Source organism: Variovorax paradoxus, from assembly GCF_040544635.1.
Taxonomy (GTDB): domain Bacteria; phylum Pseudomonadota; class Gammaproteobacteria; order Burkholderiales; family Burkholderiaceae_C; genus Variovorax; species Variovorax paradoxus_R.
On record NZ_JBEPKJ010000018.1, the window covers coordinates 28,786 to 48,497 of the forward strand.

A 19,712-nucleotide genomic window follows, 5' to 3' on the forward strand; every position below is an offset into this window, starting at 1 on the left:
GTGCTGCACCGTGGCCGAATGTGCGCGACCGGGCCGGCCGCTTTCCGGATCATCCGCTGCCATGAACACAAGCATTCAAGACACGCGATCCATGAACACCCCCGTGAACAACAGATACGCCGGCAAGAAGGCCGTCATTACCGGCGGCACGCTCGGCATGGGCCTGGCCACCGCGCAGGCACTGCTCGAAGGCGGCGCCGAAGTGCTCGTCACCGGCCTGAACCCGAAAAACCTGGAGGCCGCGCGCCGCACCCTGGGCCCGCGCGCCCATGTCGTCGCATCGGACACCGGCTCGCTGGCCGACATCGACGCGCTCGCGGCGCTCGCCCGGAAAAAGCTCGGCCACATCGACCTGCTGCACATCAACGCGGGCATCTCGACACTGGAGCCCTTCGAGCAGGTGACCGAAGCGGGCTACGACCGCGCTTTTGCGATCAACACCAAGGGGCCGTTCTTCACCGTGCAGCGCCTGGTGCCGCTGATACGCACGGGCGGCGCGATTGTTGTCACCTCGTCCATTGCGGACAAGGGCGGCATGCATGGGCTGAGCGTCTACAGCGCGACCAAGGCGGCACTGCGTTCCTTCGCTTCGGGCTTTGCCGCGGAACTGGTGGGGCGCGGCATCCGGGTCAACGTCGTAAGCCCCGGCTTCATCGACACGCCCACGCTCGGCATTGCCGATGCGACGACCGAAGAGCGCGCCGAATTCATCCGGCTGGGCGACCAGATCACACCGATGCGGCGCCACGGCACGGCCGAAGAGGTGGCGCGCGCGGTGCTCTTCTTCGCTTTCGAGGCGACCTTCACGACCGGTGCGCGGCTCACCGTCGATGGCGGGCTGGGCCAGAACCTCACACCGGCCGCCGCCTGAGTCTGCAATCAAGAAGAAAGAAAGAACACATGACCGACGTTTCTCTCATCGGCCTCGGCCCCATGGGCATCGCACTCGCGCGGGCCCTTCAATCCGGGCACACGCTGACCGTCTGGAACCGCACTGCCAAACGCGCCAAACCCATCCTGAACCAAGGCACCGTGCTCGCGCCCGACGCCCTCGCCGCTGTTCAAGCCAGCCCCGTGGTGCTGATCTGCGTGGCCGACTACGCGGCGTCGCGATCGATCCTCGCGATGCCCGGCGTGGCCGATGCCCTGCGCGGCAAGGTGCTGGTGCAGCTGAGCACGGGCACTCCGCAGGATGCGCGCGACGACTGGGCCGCCCTGAGCGGCGTGGCCTACCTCGACGGCGCCCTGCTCGCCACGCCCAGCCAGATCGGCCGGCCCGACACGCCGCTCTTCATTTCCGGCGAAGAGCGCGCGCTGGCTGCCTGCCGGCCGGTGCTCGAAGCCATTGCCGGCAACATCCTGTACATGGGCGAGCCCATCGGCAACGCGGCGGCCTGGGACCTGGCGACGCTCTCGTGCATGTTCGGCGCCATGAGCGGGTTCTTCCACGGCGTGCGCATCTGCGAAGCCGAAGGGCTGAAGGTGAACGAATTCGCGCAGATGATCGGCGCGATTTCTCCGGTGCTCGGCGAAATGATCAGCGCCGAGGGCGAAGCCGTCCACGCCGGCCGCTACGGCGAACCCGAAAGCTCGATGGCCACCTGCGCGGGCTCGGGCCGGCTCTTCGTGAAGCAGGCGCGCGAGGCGAAGCTCGATGCGAGCTTTCCGGATTTCCTGATGGGCTTGTTCGACCGCGCGCTGGACGCGGGATTCGCCAACGAGCGGCTGGCCGCCATGGTCAAGGTGCTGCGACAGCCCGCCCGATGAAGATGCGGGCCCCGCGAGCTGCTTACTGCACGACAGGGCTGGCCGGAACCTGGTCGCCCGGCGGCCTGAAGATCTGGGCCGTGTCGACGGCATCGAAGCGATATTGCTTTCCGCAGAAGTCGCAGCCCACCTCGATGTCGCCACGCTCGGCAAGAATTTCCTCGGCCTCTTCCACCCCGAGGCCGCGGATCATCTGCGCCACGCGATCGCGCCCGCAGGTGCATGCGAAATGCGGCCCCAGCAGGCCGGCCTGTGGCTCGAAGCGCAGCAATTTTTCTTCCCAGAACAGGCGGCGAAGAATGGTCTCGATGTCGAGCGTGAGCAGCTCGTCGCGCGTCAGTGTCGACGCAAGAATCGAGATGCGGTTGTAGTCCTCGTTGCGGCCGATCTCGTCCTCGTTGGCCTGGTCGTGGTCCTTGCCGGAAGTACCGCTTGACGCACCTTCGAGATTGCCCTCGCCCTTCACCGGCAGGCGCTGGATCAGCAGGCCCGCGGCCACCTTGTCGTCCGCCGCGAGCACCAGCGTGGTGTCGAGCTGCTCGCTCTGCAGCATGTAGTGCTGCAGCACGTCGCTGAGCTTGTCGAGCTTTTCGCCGTCGTCGTCGAAGAGCGGCACCACGCCCTGGTACGGCGTTGTGCCCGGCAGCTTGTCCTTGGGGTCGAGCGTGATGGCGCAGCGGCCCTTGTTGTTCTCGTTGACCATGTCGGGCAGGCGCGCATCGGCTGGCAGGTCGCCGATGACCTTGGCGGTGGCGCGCAGGCTCAGGTCGGGCTTGGCCTCGGCCACAGCCACCTTGACCGGACCGTCGCCGAAGATCTGCAGGATCAGCGCACCGTTGAACTTGATGTTGGCCTGCATCAGCGTGGCCGCGGCGGTCATTTCGCCGAGCAACTCGGCCACGGGCGGCGGATAGGCGCCAGTGCTGGTGTTGGAGGCGCGCCGCGCCAGGATTTCCTGCCACGCATCTGTCAGGCGCACGATCACGCCGCGCACCGGCAGGCCATCGAACAGGAATTTGTGCAGCTCGCTCAAAACGGATTCTTCTTTCTGTTGGGCCTGCGCGGTGTCAGGCAATTTTCTTGAGGCCCTTCGCATAGCGAATGGCGTTCTGTACGTAATGGTCGCAGCCGTGGCGCAACCGGGCGGCGTCTTCGTCGCTGATCGTGCGCATTACCTTGGCGGGCGAACCGAAGATCAGGGAATTGTCTGGAAACTCCTTGCCCTCGGTCACGACGCTGCCGGCGCCAACAATCGAATTGCGGCCGATCTTCGCGTTATTCAAGACCACCGCCTGGATGCCGATCAGCGAGTTGTCGCCGATGGTGCAGCCGTGCAGCATGACCTGGTGGCCGATGGTGACGTTCTCGCCGATGGTCAGCGGGCTGCCGGGGTCCGAATGCAGCATCGACATGTCCTGCACATTGCTGTTGCGGCCGATGGTCATCGTCTCGTTGTCGCCGCGCAGAACGGCACCGAACCAGATGCTCGCGTTTTCACCCAACTGCACGTTGCCGATCACCTCTGCGCTGTCTGCGACCCATGCGCCGGTGCCGAGTTGCGGCGCAACGCCGTCGAGTTCATAAAGGGCCATCGTGGAGTCTCCGGGGGCAAAAACTAGAATTGTAGGGATGCACCCCCGATTGAGCGCGCTGGCCGCGCTGCGACTCACCGACCCTGAAGCCAAGGTGGCTGCAACACGCGCCACTGTTGCATTGGCAGCTACCGATTCCATAGCAATTGAACCCCTGCGCACCGAAGGGGACGAGCTTGGCGTGCCGGGCCGTCCCGAGCGGCCGCTGCGCGTGGCCGCCACCGCCGTGCAAAAGCGCTCGCCTTTCACGCCCGAAGGCCGCGCCGCGCTGATCCATTCCATCTGCCACATCGAGTTCAACGCCATCAACCTCGCGCTCGATGCGGTGTGGCGCTACGACGGCATGCCCGAGGCCTATTACCGCGACTGGCTGCGCGTGGCCGACGAAGAGGCGCAGCACTTCACGCTGCTGCATGCGCACCTGCAAGGCATGGGATACCGCTACGGCGACTTCCCGGGCCACGACGGGCTATGGAGCATGTGCGAGAAAACGAAGACCGACGTGCTCGCGCGCATGGCGCTGGTGCCGCGCACGCTCGAAGCACGCGGGCTCGACGCCACGCCGCTCATCCAGGCCAAGCTGAAGCGCGTCAACACGCCGGATGCACTGCGCGCGGTCGAGATCCTCGACATCATCCTGCGCGACGAGGTCGGCCATGTCGCCATCGGCAACCGCTGGTACCGCTGGCTCTGCGAACGCGCCGGCCGCGACCCCGAAACGACCTACCCCGAACTCGTGGCGCACTACGAAGCGCCGCGCCTGAAGCCGCCCTTCAACCTCGAAGCACGCGGGCGCGCCGGCTTCAGCGCCGAAGAGTTGCGCGCGCTTTCGGCCGGCGGCAAGGACTGAACGCAGGAGGCCTATACAGGCCGAGCGTGCACCACCAGCTTGGGCGCGAAATTCTGCACCACCTCGCCATTCTGGTTGAGCGTGCGGCAGCGCATCGTCACCATCGCGCGGCCGGGCTTGGAGCGCGAAGGCACGATCTCCACCACCTCGCTCACCACGTGCAGCACGTCGCCGGGGCGCGTGGGCTTGGGCCATTGCAGGTCGCCGCCCGAGCCGATGATGCCTTCGGCCAGCGGAATGCCGCTCTCCACCAGCAGCTTCATCGTGAGCGCGGCGGTGTGCCAGCCGCTTGCCGCGAGGCCGCCGAAGAAAGTGTTCTTCGCGGCCTCTTCGTCGATGTGGAAAGGCTGCGGATCGAACTGAAGCGCAAAGGCCTTGATCTGCGCCACGTCCAGCACGTGTTCGCCACTCTGGAAACGGTCGCCGACCGACAGGTCTTCGAGATACAGCGCGCGCTTGGCGCCGGTGTCGTCAGGGGGTGCCGCCATGGGAGCTCCTTGTAGTGCCTGCGCGCATTCTCGGACTTTCCGCAGCGGCCTTCTCGCGCGCCAGGCGCAAGGTCAATCGGCCTTGATGTTCGCAGCCTTGATGATCCGCCCATTGCTCTCGAACTCCGAGGCAATCTCCTTGGCAAAGGCCGCGGGGGTACCGCCGGTCGGCACGTTGTCCGTGGCCGTGAGCTTGGCGCGCAACTCGGGGCTGGCGAGCGCCTTGTTGATCTCGGCGTTGTATCTGGCGATCAGCGCGGGCGGTGTTGCCGCGGGCGCGAAAACGCCGAACAGCGAGTTGATGTTCGCCGCGTTGTAGCCCAGCTCGCCCAGCGTGGGTACCTGCGGCAGGCTTTCGAGCCGCGCGGGCGCGCCTACCGCCAGCGGACGCAGCTTGCCCGACTGGATGTGCGAAGAAAGCGTGGGGCTCGCATTGGTCGAGAGAATTTCGAACTGCCCGCCGAGCGCATCGTTGAGCTGCTGGCCGCCGCCCTTGTACGGCACATGCGTGATGTCCACACCCGCGGCCGAGCGCACCTGTTCGAGCACGATATGCCCAAGGGATGCCGGGCCGGACGTGGCCCAGCGCACCGCTCCCGGCTGGGCCTTGGCATCGGCCAGCAGCGCGCGGAAGTCCTTGGCATTGCTGGCCGGCGTGGCGATCAAAAGCACCGGCGAATACATCACGCTGGCGACCGGCGCCACATCTTTCAAAGGATCGAAGGGCAGCTTGCCCAGGTGCGGGCTGAGTACCAGCGGGCTGATGGCCGAGAAGCCGAGCGTGGCACCGTCCGGCGCGGCCTTGGCCACGGCGTCCATGCCGATGGAGCCACTGGCGCCGGCCCGGTTTTCCACCACCACGGTGGTTCCCAGCTGGCTGGCGAGCTTGTCGCCGAGTGCGCGCGCGACCACGTCGCTGACGCCGCCCGCAGGGTACGCCACGATGAGGCGGATGGTCTTGGGAACAGTTTGAGCCTGTGCACCGGCCACTGCCACACAGAGCGCCGTGCCGGCAAGGAGCCACGCGGGCTTGAACGAGAAATTCATATCGAGTCTGGAAAAATTCATGGATGTTGCGCTGAAGAGCGCGCCGATTCTGAGGCAATGCGCAACAGCGTGAGTGCGTTGCCCGCGGCCTCCCCGCCCGCCGTGTTGTCGAAGATGCACCAGCACGCCCCACCTTCGCCCCGCGCCTGCCGCAATCGCGTTGCGAGCCGTGCCAGCAGTGCATCGTCATAGGCCGACCAATACCGGCGCGGCGAGCCGTGCAGGCGCAGGTACACCAGCGCGGGCCAGCCGCCGGGGGCCGCGGCCTCGTCGAACAGAACCGGGTCGGCCAGCACGCGGGCGACACGAAACTGCGACAGCACGGCGTCCGCCTGCGGCGCGAACCAGCTGCGATGCCGCGGCTCGAGTGCAACCAGGCCTTGATGCCGGCGCCGCAGCGCCGATAGAAAACGCTTCACCGCGCTGGCATCGAACGGCAGGCTGGGCGCGAGCTGAACAACAAGGCAGCCGAGCTTGGCGCCCAGCCCGTCGACCTGCCCGAGAAAGGCCTCGAACTCGGGCATCGCATCGACCAGTCGTTTCTCGTGCGTGATGGATTGCGGCAGCTTGACCGAGAAGCGAAAGCCCTCGGGTGTGCTGGCAGCCCATCGCTCGTAGGTTTCGCGCCGGTGCGGCCGGTAGAACGAGGTGTCGATTTCCACCGCATCGAAGCGCTGTGCGTAGCGCGCGAGGTGCGAACCCTCAGCGGGAAACGCCGCCCGCCATGCGCGCGGCAGGCTCCAGCCGGCACAACCAATGCGCAGTGGCGGCAGCGGCGTCGCGTGGTCCATTCGCCCTGCCTTCAGCCCCGCGGATGGTGCTGGGAATGCAGTTGCTTGAGCCGCTCGCGCGCCACGTGGGTGTAGATGGTGGTCGTCGAGATATCGGCATGGCCCAGCAGCAGCTGCACCGCGCGCAGGTCGGCGCCGTGGTTCAGCAGGTGGGTGGCAAAGGCATGACGCAAGGTGTGCGGCGACAGCGGCACGTGAATGCCCGCCGCGGCCGCCTGCTTCTTCACGATGACCCAGAACATCACGCGCGTCATGCCCGCGCCGCGCGAGGTCACGAACAGGTCGGGCGTCTGCTGTCCATCGAGAATGACGGGCCGCGATTCCTCCAGGTAACGCTCGATCCAGCGCCGCGCCTCGCCGCCGAACGGCACCAGCCGCTCCTTGTTGCCCTTGCCCAGCACGCGCAGCACGCCGTCGTTCAGGCTCATGTCGATGGCCTTGAGCGCGACGAGTTCGCTCACGCGCAGCCCGCTCGCATACATCAGCTCGAGCATGGCGCGGTCGCGCAGCCCGAGCGGCGTTTCCACGTCCGGCGCGGCCAGCAGATCGTCGACCTGCTTTTCCGACAGGGTCTTGATGGCGCGCGGCATCTGCCGTGCCGGCGCGAGCCGCAGGCTGGGGTCGGCCACGATGCGCCGCTCGCGCAACGCCCAACGGTAATAGCGCTTGAACACCGTGAGCCGCCGGTTGGCCGATGTGGCTTTGCCCTTGGTGGAGAGGCGCACGCCCATGTAGGCCTGCAGATCGTTCTCCTGCGCGGCGTCGAGCAGCGCGCCGCTGCGCTCCTTGCGAAGCCACTGCGCGAACAGCGCCAGGTCGCGGCGGTAGGCGGCCAGCGTGTTCTTCGACAGCCCATCCTCGAGCCAGAGGGCATCGATGAAGTCGTCGATTTCAGGGGTTTGCACGGCGGCGGCCTCGGTCATGTTCGCAAGATAGCAAAAAAGAAAATCGCCAAAGAAAAGCCCCAAAAAAAAGGCCGCCCGTGGCGTGGGCGGCCTTGCTCGGAAGAAACGAATCAGTCGAGCTTCAGCTTCTGCTTGGCGACCACCTGCTTGTAGACCTCGTACTCGGCCTTGATCTGCGCGGCGAACTGCTCGGGCGAGTTGGCCACGATCAGCGAACCCGTGTCTTCGATGCGCTTCTTCACGGCCGGGTCTTCCACGGACTTCTTCACGCCGGCGTTGATCTTGTCGACCACGTCCTTCGGCAGGCCCTTGGGGCCGAGGATGCCGTAATAGGCCATGCGATTGACCGGCTCGAGCCCCACTTCCTTGAAGGTGGGCACGTTGGGCAGCGCGGCCAGGCGCTGCGGCGCCGACACCACGATGGGAATCAGGCGGCCGCTCTGGATGAAAGGCATGGCCGACGGAATGTTGTCGAACATGATCGGCACCTGGCCCGCCACCACGTCGTTGAGCGCAGGGCCCGCGCCGCGGTAGGGAATGTGCGTGACGAAGGTGTTGGTGAGGCTCTTGTAGAGCTCCATCAGCAGGTGGCCGATGCCGCCCGTGCCGGACGAGGCATACGAATACTTGCCGGGGTTCTTCTTGAGCTCGGCCACGAACTCGGCGTAGTTCTTGGCCGGGAAGCTCGGGTTCACCGCAATGATGTTCGGCGTGGCCGCGATGTTGATGATCGGCGTGAAGTCGTTGATCGGGTCGTACGGCACCTTGGGGTTGATGGCCGGGTTGGCCGCCGTGCTCGATACCGTGGCAACGCCGAGCTTGTAGCCATCGGGCGTGGCGCGCGCCGTTTCGGCCGCGCCCACGATGCCGCCGCCACCGGCGCGGTTGATCACCACCACCGGCTGGCCCAGCACCTTGCCCAGGGGGTCGGAAATCACACGCGCCACGATGTCGGTCGTGCCGCCCGGTGCAAAAGGCACGCTCAGTTCGACCGGCTTGTTGGGATAGCCCTGCGCGAAGCTCTGGCCCGCGGCCGCGACCAGCGCGGCGGCACCCACCATGGCGCCCCATTGACGACGTTGCATCTATAACTCCTTGGTTGACTGATGTCGAAAAAGCAAAGCCCCGGATGCTAGCCGCTTCGCAGATCGCCGGTGCTGTGGATTACCCATGGCCGGCGACGGTTTATGCTCGAAGCGGTGAACTTCGCCCAGCTGCTCTTCCCGGATTTTTCTCTCATTGCCATCGGTTGGCTGCTTTGCCGCTACACCGCACTCGACCGCCGCGTGTGGGACCAGGTCGAGAGCCTGGTGTACTACTTTCTTTTTCCGGTGCTGTTGTTCCATTCGATCGTGCGCAGCCCGCTCGATTTTGGCGCCACTTCGAGCCTGCTTACCGCGGGCGTGGGCGTCGGGCTCAGCGGCATCGCGCTGGCCTATGCGCTGCCCTACGTGCCGGGCCTCGGTTCGCACATCGACCGCCGCGACCATGCGGCAAGCGCGCAGATCGCGTTCCGCTTCAACTCCTTCATCTGTCTTGCGCTGGCCGAACGGCTGGCCGGCCCGCAAGGCCTGTTGCTGATCGCGGTGCTGATCGGCGTGTGCGTGCCGATGTTCAACATCGCGGCCGTCTGGCCGATGGCGCGGCATGCCCAGACCGGCTTTGCGCGGCAGTTGGTGCGCAACCCGCTGATCGTCGCCACGCTGGCCGGGCTGCTGGCCAACCTGCTGGGCTTCACCGTTCCGAACTGGGCCACGCCAACGCTCACGCGCATCGGCGCCGCATCGCTCGCGCTCGGCCTGCTGGCGGCGGGCGCGGGCATGCAGTTCGCAACACTGGGGCGCGGCAAGGTGCTGGCGGTTTCGGTGCTGTCCATACGGCACCTGTTCTTGCCGCTGGTTGCCTGGGGCCTCTCTCTTGCGCTGCGCCTGGACGCCACGCAGGCTTCCGTGCTGATGGCGTTTTCCGCCGTTCCCACGGCCTCGAGCGCCTATGTGCTGGCGGCCCGGATGGGCTACAACGGCCCGTATGTGGCGGGCCTCGTGACGCTGTCTACGCTGCTGGGGATGGCGAGCCTGCCGTTTGCCCTGGCCTTGCCGCGCTAGCCGCCTCGGGGCGCTGCGCCAGCGCCCACGCCACGTGCTCACGCACCAGCTCGCTCGCATCCGATGCCCGCGTGGCCAGCGCCTCGGCAGCCCCGCTTTCCCCCGCGCGCAGTGCGTTGCCCAGCGCCACGGCGATGTTGCGCAGCCAGCGCTCGTGCCCGATGCGCCGGATGGGGCTGCCTTCGGTAAAGCGCAAGAAATCTTCCTCGCTCCACGCAAAGAGCGAAGCCAGCGCCTGCCCGGTCAGCCCTTCGCGCGCATCGAAATCGGGCAGTGCGCTTTTCTTCGCGAACTTGTTCCAGGGGCAGATCAGCTGGCAGTCGTCGCAGCCGTAGATGCGGTTGGCCATCAACGGCCGAAGCTCCAGCGGAATGGGGCCACTGTGCTCGATGGTGAGGTACGAAATGCAGCGCCGTGCATCGAGCCGATGCGGCGCGATGATGGCCTTCGTCGGGCAGACGTCGATGCAGGCGCTGCAGCTGCCGCAATGCGCGGTGACCGGCTCGCTCTCGGGCAGCGCCATGTCGACATAGATCTCGCCGAGAAAAAACATCGAACCCGCGCTGCGGTCCAGCACCAGCGTGTGCTTGCCGCGCCAGCCCTGGCCGCTGCGCGATGCGAGCTCGGCTTCGAGCACGGGCGCCGAATCGGTGAAGGCGCGATGCCCGAACGGGCCCACCTCCTCGGCGATGCGTTCGGCCAACTTCGCCAGCCGCGCACGCAGCACCTTGTGATAGTCGCGGCCGCGCGCATACACAGAGACGATGGCTTCGCCGGGCCGTGCGAGGCGTTCGAATTCCATAGCCTGCCAATCGTCCAGCGGCGTGTCGCGCGGCAGGTAGTCCATGCGCGCCGTGATGACGCTCACCGTGCCCGGCACCAGCTCCGCGGGCCGCGCGCGGCGCGTGCCGTGCGTTGCCATGTATTTCATCTCGCCATGGAACCCATGGGCCAGCCATTGCATCAGACCTTCCTCGGCGCTCGATAAATCGACGCCCGCGATTCCGATTTGGGAGAATCCGAGTTCCCGGGCCAATGCCTGAATACGAGCAACGAGTGGATGGTTGACGATCACTTGCCGATTGTAGAAACGCCGAAGAACGCCGGCCGCACGCTGCGCTGGCGCAGCGAGGAGGACACCGGCGCCTTCGCGCGCGCCCTCGCGGCCTCGCCCGCGCTGCGCGATGCCTTCATTGCGCTGCACGGCGACCTCGGTGCCGGCAAGACCACCTTCGTGCGCCACCTGCTGCGCGCGCTCGGCATCGAGGGCCGCATCAAGAGCCCGACCTATGCCGTGGTCGAGCCGCACGAGGCGCCGGACGGCCTCGCCATCTTTCACTTCGACTTCTATCGCTTCAACGATCCGCGCGAGTGGGACGACGCCGGTTTCCGTGACATTTTTGCCGGACCGGGGCTCAAGCTCGCCGAATGGCCCGAAAACGCTGCGGGCCGCACACCAATTGCCGACCTCGCTATTAAAATAGAAGCAATGACAGACGACACACGCAGCGTGACCCTTCTTGCGAACACTCCTCGCGGCGGCGATCTGCTGACGCACATCGCCACATGAAGGCGAGCGGCCTCAAACGGCGCGTACTGCTGCAGGGCGGCAGCATTGCGCTGATGCTCGGCGTGCACCAGATTGCGCGCGGCGCCACCATCCTCGCCGTGCGCGTGTGGCCCGCGGCCGACTACACGCGCGTCACCATCGAGTCCGATGCGCGGCTCCACTCGCAGCAACTGGTGGTCGGCAGTCCGCCGCGGCTGGCGGTGGACATCGAAGGTATCGACCTCAACCCGGAGCTGCGCGAGCTGGTCGGCAAGATCAAGCCCGGCGACCCGTACATCAACGGCCTGCGCGTCGGGCAGAACGCGCCGAAGGTCGTGCGCATCGTGTTCGACCTCAAGCAGGCCGTGGTACCCCAGGTCTTCTCGCTCGCGCCGATTGCCGCGTACAAGCACCGCTTGGTGCTCGACCTCTACCCCGAAAAAGCCATCGATCCGATGGAAGCGCTGATCACCGAGCGCCTGCGCGAGGCGCCGCGCGGCAACGGCGGCGGCAGCGACACCGCCGTGGCCAGCGCGCCCTCGGTGCCGCCTCCCGCCGCGCCTTCTGCGCGCCTTGCACCTGACGGAGGGCCGCCGATCCTCGTGCGGCCTTCGCCCAATGTGCCCGCGCCGCGCCCTGCGCCGGGCAGCATCGCGCCTCCCGCAACGCCCGCCCGGCCGCCCGCCGTGGCCATGCCCCCGTCCGCACCCGCACCCGATCCGCTGGGCGAGCTGATGACGCAACAGGCCACGCGGCCTGGCCCTGCCGCGCCGCCGGCGCCCGTCGCACCTCCCGCAGCACCGCCCGTGGCACCTTCCGTGGCGGTGGCGCCGCCTCCCGCGCCCGCCCCGGCCTCGCGCGGCGGCGCCACCGCAAGCCGCACCGACCGCATCATCATCGTGGCGCTCGACCCGGGCCACGGCGGCGAAGACCCCGGCGCCATCGGCCCGAACGGCACGCGCGAGAAAGACATCGTTCTGCAAATTGCGCATCGCCTGCGCGACCGCATCAACGCAAGCAGCGTCGGCGGCAACCCGATGCGCGCGTTTCTCACGCGCGATGCCGACTTCTTCGTGCCGCTCGGCGTGCGCGTGCAGAAAGCACGGCGCGTGCAAGCCGACCTCTTCGTGAGCATCCACGCCGACGCGTTCACCACACCGGCCGCGCGCGGCGCGAGCGTCTTTGCGTTGAGCCAGAGCGGTGCCTCGAGCAGCGCCGCGCGCTGGCTTGCCAACAAGGAAAACGAAGCCGACAAGGTCGGCGGCGTGAATGTCGGCAACCACGAAGCGCAGGTACAGCGTGCATTGCTCGACATGAGCACCACGGCACAGATCAACGACAGCCTCAAGCTCGGCGGCGCCATGCTCGGCGAGATTCGCGGCATTGGCGCGCGGCTGCACAAGCCGCAGGTCGAACAGGCCGGTTTCGCCGTGCTCAAGGCGCCCGATATTCCGAGCGTGCTGGTCGAGACGGCATTCATCAGCAACCCCGAGGAAGAAGCCAACCTGCGCAGCGTGAGCTACCAGGAAAGCCTGGCCGATGCGTTGATGCGCGGCATCCAGCGCTACTTTGCGCAGAACCCGCCGCTCGCGCGCAGCCGTCAGCTTTAAACCCTTGCTCGCCGCCCTGCTGTCCCACGCAGGGCGGCCCGTGGCACCGCACAGTCAAGCGCGGCAGGCTCCTACACAGGGGCCGGGCCGCTTTTGCCCATCATGAGCCCATCACTCTAGAAAGGTGGACATCATGAAAGCACGCATCTGGATTACCGCTGCAGCGGCGACCTCGGTCATGGCGCTCGCAGGTTGCGCGTCCGGCCCCAACCAGAATCTGGGTACCGGGATTGGCGCACTCGGCGGCGCGGCGGTCGGCCACGCCATCGGCGGCAACACCGGCAGTACTTTGGGTGGTGCAGCCATCGGCGGCGTGATCGGTAACCAAGTGGGCCGCGGCGTCGACGAACGCAATGAGCGCAACTATTACGAGAGCCAGCGCGCCTACCCGCCGGGCACCTACTACCCGCGCAACGGCCCGACCTACTGACCCTCTACCAACCCATGTTGAAGCGCGCCATCATTGGCGCGCTTTTTTTATGGGCGCGGCGCTCAGGCCTTCGAGGGCAATTGCGCACGCGCCTTTTCCGCGCGCGACGCGCGCCAGGCGCCGAAGATCGCGATCAGGCCAGGCACGAAGATCAGAGCCCAGATGATCTTGTCGAGATGTTCGCGCACGAAAGGCAGATTGCCGAAGAAGTAACCCGCCGTTGCAATGCCAAGCACCCAGAGCAGCGCGCCGCCCACGTTGAACATCGTGAACTTCGCGCGGTTCATTTCAGCCACGCCGGCCACGAAAGGCGCGAAAGTGCGAATGAACGGCATGAAGCGCGCCAGCACGATCGTGACGCCGCCGTAGCGCTCGTAGAACGCATGCGCCTGGTCGAAGGCCTTGCGGTTGAAAAAGCGCGAGTTCTCCCACTTGAAGACCTTGGGCCCGAAATAGCGGCCGATGCTGTAGTTGCACTGGTCGCCCAGAATGGCCGCGACGATGAGCACGGCGCACGCGATCGGATAGCTCATGAGTCCCACGCCGCACAGCGCCCCCACGATGAAGAGCAGCGAATCGCCGGGCAGGAACGGCATCACCACCGCACCTGTTTCCACGAACACGATCAGGAAGAGCAGCGCATAGACCCACGGGCCATAGGCAACGACGAAGGCCTCGAGGTGTTTGTCGACATGCAGGATGAAGTCGATGAGAAAGCTGATGATTTCCATGGTGGCGGATTATCCGTGCTGCATGCCAACCGATGTCCCGTGACGGATTCGGACACGCTCCATGACAGGTCGATACATCCCGGCAGGCCTTCTAGAATGCTCGCGTGAGCGCCCTTCCCTCCTCCATTCCCGCCCTCGAACGCCGGCCGATCCGCGAGCTCCCCGACGAGCTGATCAGCCAGATCGCCGCCGGCGAAGTGGTCGAGCGGCCGGCTTCGGTGGTGCGCGAACTGCTCGACAACGCACTCGATGCGGGCGCGAGCCAGGTCACGGTGCGGCTGGCGTCGGGCGGCGTGCGGTTGATCTCGGTCGAAGACGACGGCCTTGGCATTCCGCGCGAGGAACTCACGGTGGCCTTGCGCCGCCATGCGACCAGCAAGATCGCGAGCCTGAACGATCTCGAAACCGTCGGCACCATGGGCTTTCGCGGGGAAGCGCTCGCGGCCATCAATGCGATTGCCGAACTCAGCATTCTTTCGCGCTTTACCGGCGCCGACAGCGCCTTTGCGCTCGACGGCCGCACCGGCGAACTGCGCCCGGTGGCCCGCTCCGTCGGCACCACGGTCGAGGTGCGCGAGCTTTTCTTTGCAACGCCCGCGCGCCGCAAGTTCCTGAAGACCGACGCCACCGAGCTGGCCCACTGCATCGAGGCCGTGCGCCGCCATGCGCTGGCGCGGCCCGAGGTCGGTTTTTCGGTATGGCACGACGGCAAGCTTATGGAACAGTGGCGCGCCGCCGACAAGCGCGAGCAGCGCCTGGCCGATGCGCTCAGCGACGACTTCGTGACGCAAAGCGTGGCGGTCGATCACATCGGCGGCGCGGTACGCGTGGTCGGCCGTGCGGGCATTCCCGACGCGGCGCGCTCGCGCGGCGACCAGCAGTTCTTTTATGTCAACGGCCGCTTCGTGCGCGACAAGGTGCTTTCGCACGCGGTACGCAGCGCCTATGAAGACGTGCTGCATGGCCAGCGCCAGCCTGTGTATGCGCTCTACCTCGAAATCGATCCGTCGCGCGTCGACGTGAACGTGCATCCGACCAAGATCGAAGTGCGCTTTCGCGACGGCCGCGAAGTGCACCAGGCGGTGCGCCATGCCATCGAGAACGCCCTTGCCGCGCCGCGCGCGGGCGATGCAGTCGTGCCGGCCTCCGCGCAGCAGCCCTTCTTCAAGCCGAATGTGCCGGCCTCGGGGGCCACCTGGGCGCAACCCGCCATGAATTTCGTGGCGGCGGAGCGCGGCGTGGGCGACTTCGACGCCATGTGGCCGCGGCGGTCCGACGAATCGGCGCTCGAGCCCTCTGGGTCCGCGGCCTCCCGCTGGCCCGTGATCGGCACGCCGCCCATGTTGTTCCGGGCGCCTGTCGGGCTGCCGGAAGGCTCGGCACCCGCCGAACCCCTTGCCACCAACGAACAAGCCTGGCCGCTGGGCCGCGCGCTGGCGCAGCTGCACGGCATCTACATCCTGGCCGAGAACAACCAGGGCCTGATCGTGGTCGACATGCACGCGGCGCACGAGCGCATCGTCTACGAGCGGCTCAAGACGCAGCTCGACGGCGCCGCCATCACGAGCCAGCCCCTGCTGATTCCGGCCACTTTCGCGGCCACGCCCCAGGAAGTGGCCACGGCCGAGGCCTGCGCCGCGGTGCTACCCACGCTGGGGCTGGAAATTACCCCCTTTTCGCCGCGCACCCTTGCGGTGCGCGCGGTGCCGGGCACCTTGGCGGACGGCGATCCGGTCGAGCTCGCCCGCAGTGTGCTGGCCGAACTGGCCCAGCACGACGCCAGCACTGTGGTGCAGCGGGCACAGAACGAACTGCTCTCGACCATGGCCTGCCATGGCGCGGTGCGGGCCAATCGCAAGCTCACCGTCGACGAAATGAACGCTTTATTACGCCAGATGGAGGCAACCGAGCGTTCCGACCAGTGCAACCATGGCCGCCCCACGTGGCGGCAGCTGTCGATTCGCGAGCTCGACGCGCTTTTTATGCGCGGCAGATAGCAAATTGGGGGCTTTTGAGGGTTTTTCCGGAGTTTTGGCCGGTCATCCGTGAAACGGGCACGGGCGTTGCATGTGTAGAACAAAGTGCCCTTCGAGGCACTGTGGGGAGGTCCTGAGGCGCAGTGTCGGCGCGTTTCAGTCGAAAGCGTATGAACTTTCTGCCGGCTCCGCTGTCCCTCTAGCTCATGAAACGCTGGTCACTGCTTGCCTCCGTTATTTCGCTGTGCGCCCTTCTGGCCGCCGGCTGCTCCACGTTCGACGAGCAGCAACGCGAATGGATCTTCCAACCCAGCGACCGCAGCTGGGGCAATACCGCCACCATGACCGAGGGCATGCAGGACGTCTGGATCGACTTCCAATCGTCCATTACCGGCGAATCCGTGCGTCTGCACGGCCTCTGGCTCGGCGGCGAACCCGAAACCACCGACAGGCCCGTCATGCTGTACCTGCACGGCGCCCGCTACAACGTGGCCGGTTCGGCCCCGCGCATCCAGCGCATGCACGAACTCGGCTTTTCGGTGCTGGCCATCGACTACCGGGGTTTCGGCAAGAGCTCCAAGGGCCTGCCCTCGGAAGAATCGGCGCGTGAAGACGCCCGCGCCGCCTGGATGTGGCTCGCCGCGCGCCACCCGCGCCAGCACCGTTACATCTTCGGCCACTCGCTCGGCGGCGCCATCGGCATCGACCTGGCCGCAAACGTCAAGGACGAGAGCGGCACCATCGTCGAAAGCACCTTCACCTCCATCGCCGACGTGGTGAGCGGCTTCAAGTGGGGCTGGCTGCCGTTCGGCCCGCTCATCACGCAGCGTTTCGAGGCGATCAACCGGGTCAAGGACATTGGCGCGCCGCTGCTGGTGGTGCACGGCACGGCCGACAGCCTGATCAACCCTACGCTCGGGCGCAAGCTCTACAACGCGGCCACCGTGCCCAAGCTCTTCGTGCTGGTCGAGGGCGGATCGCACCACAACACCAATTCGGTCGGCGAGGCGCAGTACCGCTCGGCGCTCTCGCAGCTGTTCCGCATGAAGCCCGAGACCGCCTTGGCCTCGCGGCAAACGGAAGGCGCCCCCGTTGTGCACGGCGCGCAGCCGGTGCCGGTGCTGCCGGCAACCCGCCGCGCGGATTCGGCCGTCCAGCCGCCAGAGGTGACCGGAAAGGCCGCTGCGAGCGAGCAGGCGATCTGAAGGCCCGCCTTCATTTTGTTGTTACCCTCGGGCGCTTATGCCGCCCTCCGTCGCCGCCTCCGGCCCTCCTGAAAACCTGAAATACATAGCGCTCGCGGGGCCCACCGCCTCCGGCAAGACCGCGGCGGCGCTCGCGGTGGCGCGCGTGCGCCCCGTCGAAGTCGTCAGCGTCGATTCCGCACTGATCTACCGCGGCATGAACATCGGCACCGCCAAGCCGAGCCAGGCCGAACAGGCCGCCGTGCCGCACCACCTGATCGATATTCGAGACCCGGCCGAAAGCTACAGCGCGGCGGCTTTCGTGGCCGACGCGACGCGGCTGATCGACGAGATCCGTGCGCGCGGCGCGTTGCCGCTGCTGGTGGGCGGCACCATGCTGTACTTCAAGGCGCTGTTCGACGGCATCGACGCCATGCCCGCCGCGGATGCCGCGGTGCGCGCGCGCATCGATGCCGAGGCCGCCGTGCGCGGTTGGCCCGCGATGCATGCACGGCTCGCCGAAGTCGACCCCGTGACCGCCGCGCGTCTCGCGCCGCAAGACAGCCAGCGCATCCAGCGCGCGCTCGAAGTGTGGGAAAGCAGCGGCAAGCCGCTATCGAGTTTTCATGCCGGCGAGAACAAGGCGGCGAAGGGCTTGGCCGGCGGTGCACTCTTCTCGCTGGAACCCACCGACCGCGCCCGGCTGCATTCGCGCATTGCCGAGCGCTTCGACGCAATGCTCGCCGCCGGCTTCCTCGACGAGGTGAAGGCGCTGCGCGCACGCGGCGACCTGTCGACCGAGCTTCCCTCGATGCGCTGCGTGGGCTACCGACAGGCGTGGGAGATGCTCGACGCCTGCGGCAATTCGCAGCCCGACGCCAAGGCCATGGCCGAGCTGCGCGAACGCGGCATCGCAGCCACGCGCCAGCTTGCCAAGCGGCAGATCACCTGGCTGCGCAGCATGCCGGCGCGCACCGTCATTGCCTGCGACGCGCCCGATGCGGTGCAGACCGCCGTCCAACTGATTGCAACGACTGCGATTGCCGCATGACGCTGCGCATTTCCAATCTGGCCAAGCACTACGGCGACGCGCCCGTCTTCGAGAAAGTGACGCTCACCGTCGAACCCGGCGAGTTCGTCGCCATCGTGGGCGAATCGGGCGTCGGCAAGTCGACGCTGCTCAACTGCATGGCCGGGCTCGACAGCTGGGACGCGGGCACCGTCACGCACGAAGGCACCGACATCGGCGCGCTCGACGGCGAAGCCCGTGCGCTCTGGCGCCGCCGCCATGTGGGCTTCGTGTTCCAGGCCTTCCATGTGTTGCCGCACCTCGACGTGGCGCAGAACGTTTCGCTGCCGCTGATGCTGCTCGGCCAGCATCGCGACGAAAGCCGCGTCGCGCACATGCTCGACGCAGTGGGTCTGCCGGGCATGGGCGCACGGCTGCCGCAGACGCTCTCCGGCGGTCAACTGCAGCGCGTGGCGATTGCGCGCGCGCTGGTGCACCGGCCGGCGTTGCTGCTGGCCGACGAGCCCACCGGCAACCTCGACCCGACCACCGCGGCCAAGGTGATGGAACTGCTGGTCGGCCAGACGCGCGAGCACGGCGCCTCGCTAGTCCTGGTGACGCATTCCGAGAGTGCGGCGGCCCGTGCGGACCGCCTGCTGCACCTTACCGCCGAAGGCATCCGCGCCTGAACTAGGCGAGCAGCGCCGCGTAGCGCGAGAGGTCGACGTTGCCACCGCTGATCACGATGCCGACGCGTTTTCCCGCGATGAGCTTGCCCGCTGCGATCGCGCCCGCGAAGGCGAGGCAACCGGTCGGCTCCACCACCATCTTCATGCGCTCCGCAAAGAAGCGCATGGCTTCAACGAGCTGCGCGTCCGTCACGGTAAAGACGTCGTCCACGTCGCGCCGGATGATGCCGAAGGTGTACTCGCCCAGGTGCTGCGTCTGCGCACCGTCGGCAATCGTCTTGGGCGTTTCGATGTGCACGATCTTTCCCGCGCGGAACGACTGCTGGCCGTCGTTGCCCGCTTCGGGCTCCACGCCGTAGACCTTGCAATCGGGGGCCAGCGCACGCGCCGACAGTGCCGAGCCCGACAACAACCCGCCGCCGCCCAGGCATACGAACAGGTGATCGAGCGGACCGGTTTCTTCGATCAGTTCCTTCACCGCGGTGCCCTGCCCCGTGAGAACGTCGGGGTGGTCGTAGGGCGGAATCATCGTCATCCCGCGCTCCTGCGCGAGCCGCTTCGTCAGTGCCTCGCGGTCTTCGGTGAAGCGGTCGTACATCACCACTTCGGCGCCGTAGCCCTGCGTGGCCGCAACCTTGGCGGCCGGCGCGTCCTTGGGCATGACGATCACGGCCGGCATCGACAGGAACCGCGCCGACAGAGCAATGGCCTGCGCATGGTTGCCCGAAGAAAAGGCGATGACGCCGCCCTTGCGCTGCGCCGCGTCGAACTTCGAGAGCGCGTTGAAGGCGCCGCGGAACTTGAATGCGCCCATGCGCTGAAAGTTCTCGCACTTGAAGAAGAACTGCGCGCCCCAGCGCGCGTCGGCGGTGGTCGAACGCAGCACGGGCGTGCGGTGGGCATGGCCTTCGAGCCGCGCGGCTGCGGCAATGACGTCGTCGTAGGTGGGGAGTTGCATGCGCCGAGCTTAGCGGCGCCTTACGTTTTCT

Annotated in this window: 21 protein-coding genes; 11 read left to right on the plus strand and 10 right to left on the minus strand. The window is 66.9% G+C overall.

Going from position 1 to position 19,712, the window contains the following annotated elements; translation table 11 throughout:
• The first annotated feature begins 91 nt into the window (after window positions 1-91).
• Both ABIC94_RS25160 and ABIC94_RS25165 read left to right on the plus strand, forming a co-directional pair.
• Window positions 92-871, plus strand: a complete 780-nt coding sequence (locus tag ABIC94_RS25160) for an SDR family oxidoreductase (RefSeq protein WP_354375720.1) — start codon at window positions 92-94, stop codon at window positions 869-871.
• A gap of 29 nt (window positions 872-900) precedes the next feature.
• Window positions 901-1,767 carry an NAD(P)-dependent oxidoreductase gene (locus ABIC94_RS25165; protein WP_354375721.1) on the plus strand — a complete coding sequence of 289 codons (867 nt, stop codon included), beginning with the start codon at window positions 901-903 and terminating at the stop codon, window positions 1,765-1,767.
• A 22-nt stretch (window positions 1,768-1,789) separates the two neighbouring features.
• On the opposite strand, the gene ABIC94_RS25170 is transcribed toward ABIC94_RS25165, so the two are convergent.
• Together ABIC94_RS25170 and ABIC94_RS25175 are read right to left on the minus strand one after the other, a co-directional pair.
• Complete coding sequence (locus ABIC94_RS25170) at window positions 1,790-2,800, minus strand: Hsp33 family molecular chaperone HslO (RefSeq protein ID WP_354375722.1); 1,011 nt, start codon at window positions 2,798-2,800, stop codon at window positions 1,790-1,792.
• 34 nt (window positions 2,801-2,834) lie between these two features.
• Complete coding sequence (locus tag ABIC94_RS25175) at window positions 2,835-3,359, minus strand: gamma carbonic anhydrase family protein (RefSeq protein ID WP_354375723.1); 525 nt, start codon at window positions 3,357-3,359, stop codon at window positions 2,835-2,837.
• A 37-nt stretch (window positions 3,360-3,396) separates the two neighbouring features.
• Here ABIC94_RS25175 and ABIC94_RS25180 point away from each other — a divergent pair, with 37 nt between their 5' ends.
• Entirely contained in the window at window positions 3,397-4,209 is an 813-nt protein-coding gene (locus ABIC94_RS25180) for a ferritin-like domain-containing protein (RefSeq protein ID WP_354375724.1), read from the plus strand.
• An 11-nt stretch (window positions 4,210-4,220) separates the two neighbouring features.
• Here ABIC94_RS25180 and ABIC94_RS25185 read toward each other — a convergent pair whose 3' ends face one another.
• The 5 genes from ABIC94_RS25185 to ABIC94_RS25205 form a co-directional block, all read right to left on the minus strand.
• A complete protein-coding gene (locus ABIC94_RS25185; protein WP_354375725.1) occupies window positions 4,221-4,697 on the minus strand; it encodes a MaoC family dehydratase in 477 nt (158 codons plus the stop codon).
• Window positions 4,698-4,769: 72 nt separating this feature from the next.
• Entirely contained in the window at window positions 4,770-5,744 is a 975-nt protein-coding gene (locus ABIC94_RS25190; RefSeq protein ID WP_354375792.1) for a Bug family tripartite tricarboxylate transporter substrate binding protein, read from the minus strand.
• A 17-nt stretch (window positions 5,745-5,761) separates the two neighbouring features.
• Entirely contained in the window at window positions 5,762-6,535 is a 774-nt protein-coding gene (locus ABIC94_RS25195; RefSeq protein ID WP_354375726.1) for a DUF72 domain-containing protein, read from the minus strand.
• An 11-nt stretch (window positions 6,536-6,546) separates the two neighbouring features.
• The gene (xerD, locus tag ABIC94_RS25200) at window positions 6,547-7,458 is read right to left on the minus strand and encodes a site-specific tyrosine recombinase XerD (RefSeq protein WP_354375727.1); all 912 of its coding nucleotides are present in this window, start codon (window positions 7,456-7,458) and stop codon (window positions 6,547-6,549) included.
• Window positions 7,459-7,550: 92 nt separating this feature from the next.
• Window positions 7,551-8,525: a tripartite tricarboxylate transporter substrate binding protein BugE gene (locus ABIC94_RS25205; protein WP_354375728.1), complete on the minus strand. Its 975-nt coding sequence runs from the start codon at window positions 8,523-8,525 to the stop codon at window positions 7,551-7,553.
• A 102-nt stretch (window positions 8,526-8,627) separates the two neighbouring features.
• Between ABIC94_RS25205 and ABIC94_RS25210 the strand changes: the two genes are divergently transcribed.
• Window positions 8,628-9,545: an AEC family transporter gene (locus ABIC94_RS25210; protein ID WP_354375729.1), complete on the plus strand. Its 918-nt coding sequence runs from the start codon at window positions 8,628-8,630 to the stop codon at window positions 9,543-9,545.
• Here ABIC94_RS25210 and queG read toward each other — a convergent pair.
• A complete protein-coding gene (gene queG, locus ABIC94_RS25215) occupies window positions 9,493-10,620 on the minus strand; it encodes a tRNA epoxyqueuosine(34) reductase QueG (RefSeq protein ID WP_354375730.1) in 1,128 nt (375 codons plus the stop codon). The two genes, ABIC94_RS25210 and queG, sit on opposite strands and share 53 nt — an antisense overlap.
• Between queG and tsaE the strand changes: the two genes are divergently transcribed.
• The 3 genes from tsaE (at window position 10,606) to ABIC94_RS25230 (ending at window position 13,134) form a co-directional block, all read left to right on the plus strand.
• A complete protein-coding gene (gene tsaE / locus ABIC94_RS25220; RefSeq protein WP_354375731.1) occupies window positions 10,606-11,115 on the plus strand; it encodes a tRNA (adenosine(37)-N6)-threonylcarbamoyltransferase complex ATPase subunit type 1 TsaE in 510 nt (169 codons plus the stop codon). The two genes, queG and tsaE, sit on opposite strands and share 15 nt — an antisense overlap.
• Window positions 11,112-12,704: an N-acetylmuramoyl-L-alanine amidase gene (locus ABIC94_RS25225; RefSeq protein WP_354375732.1), complete on the plus strand. Its 1,593-nt coding sequence runs from the start codon at window positions 11,112-11,114 to the stop codon at window positions 12,702-12,704. The genes tsaE and ABIC94_RS25225 overlap by 4 nt, the downstream gene beginning before the upstream one ends.
• Window positions 12,705-12,837: 133 nt before the next feature.
• Window positions 12,838-13,134 (plus strand): glycine zipper domain-containing protein, encoded by a 297-nt coding sequence (locus ABIC94_RS25230; protein WP_354375733.1) that lies wholly within the window; start codon window positions 12,838-12,840, stop codon window positions 13,132-13,134.
• A 62-nt stretch (window positions 13,135-13,196) separates the two neighbouring features.
• Here ABIC94_RS25230 and ABIC94_RS25235 read toward each other — a convergent pair whose 3' ends face one another.
• Entirely contained in the window at window positions 13,197-13,865 is a 669-nt protein-coding gene (locus ABIC94_RS25235; RefSeq protein WP_354375734.1) for a DedA family protein, read from the minus strand.
• 104 nt (window positions 13,866-13,969) lie between these two features.
• Here ABIC94_RS25235 and mutL point away from each other — a divergent pair, with 104 nt between their 5' ends.
• The 4 genes from mutL to ABIC94_RS25255 all read left to right on the plus strand — a co-directional run bounded on the left by mutL (window position 13,970) and on the right by ABIC94_RS25255 (window position 18,723).
• Window positions 13,970-15,862, plus strand: coding sequence for a DNA mismatch repair endonuclease MutL (mutL, locus tag ABIC94_RS25240; RefSeq protein ID WP_354375735.1), 1,893 nt, complete (start codon window positions 13,970-13,972; stop codon window positions 15,860-15,862).
• A 185-nt stretch (window positions 15,863-16,047) separates the two neighbouring features.
• On the plus strand, window positions 16,048-17,046 hold the full coding sequence (locus ABIC94_RS25245; protein WP_354375736.1) for an alpha/beta hydrolase: 999 nt from the start codon (window positions 16,048-16,050) through the stop codon (window positions 17,044-17,046).
• A gap of 37 nt (window positions 17,047-17,083) precedes the next feature.
• Window positions 17,084-18,076: a tRNA (adenosine(37)-N6)-dimethylallyltransferase MiaA gene (gene miaA / locus ABIC94_RS25250; protein ID WP_354375737.1), complete on the plus strand. Its 993-nt coding sequence runs from the start codon at window positions 17,084-17,086 to the stop codon at window positions 18,074-18,076.
• Complete coding sequence (locus ABIC94_RS25255; protein WP_354375738.1) at window positions 18,073-18,723, plus strand: ABC transporter ATP-binding protein; 651 nt, start codon at window positions 18,073-18,075, stop codon at window positions 18,721-18,723. The genes miaA and ABIC94_RS25255 overlap by 4 nt, the downstream gene beginning before the upstream one ends.
• Before the next feature lies 1 nt (window position 18,724).
• On the opposite strand, the gene ABIC94_RS25260 is transcribed toward ABIC94_RS25255, so the two are convergent.
• Window positions 18,725-19,681 carry a threo-3-hydroxy-L-aspartate ammonia-lyase gene (locus ABIC94_RS25260; protein WP_354375739.1) on the minus strand — a complete coding sequence of 319 codons (957 nt, stop codon included), beginning with the start codon at window positions 19,679-19,681 and terminating at the stop codon, window positions 18,725-18,727.
• Between the last annotated feature and the right edge of the window lie 31 nt (window positions 19,682-19,712).